The organism is Caballeronia sp. M23-90 (genome assembly GCF_053574605.1).
Map to the genome: position 1 here is coordinate 1 of NZ_JBSIPA010001045.1, position 255 is coordinate 255.

Genomic DNA, 255 nt, shown 5'->3' on the forward strand with positions numbered 1-255 from the left:
TTGGCATTGATGATTGGTGGAGGATGACGGGATCGAACCGACGACCCCCTGCTTGCAAAGCAGGTGCTCTCCCAGCTGAGCTAATCCCCCAAATACCTTGATGCTTGAGGGTCTGCATTTATCTTCGTTCGTTCTTTCAAACGTTCAAGAGTAAATGGTGGGTCTGGTTGGATTCGAACCAACGACCCCCGCCTTATCAAGACGGTGCTCTAACCAACTGAGCTACAGACCCTTAGCCTGTCTTCTTACAGCCGA

General features: G+C 51.0%; 2 tRNA genes. Both read right to left on the reverse strand.

The window, feature by feature from the left end:
• Positions 1-14: 14 nt before the first annotated feature.
• A tRNA-Ala gene (locus ACRXB1_RS37720) sits at positions 15-90 on the reverse strand.
• A gap of 65 nt (positions 91-155) precedes the next feature.
• Positions 156-232, reverse strand: a tRNA-Ile gene (locus ACRXB1_RS37725).
• Positions 233-255: the final 23 nt, after the last annotated feature.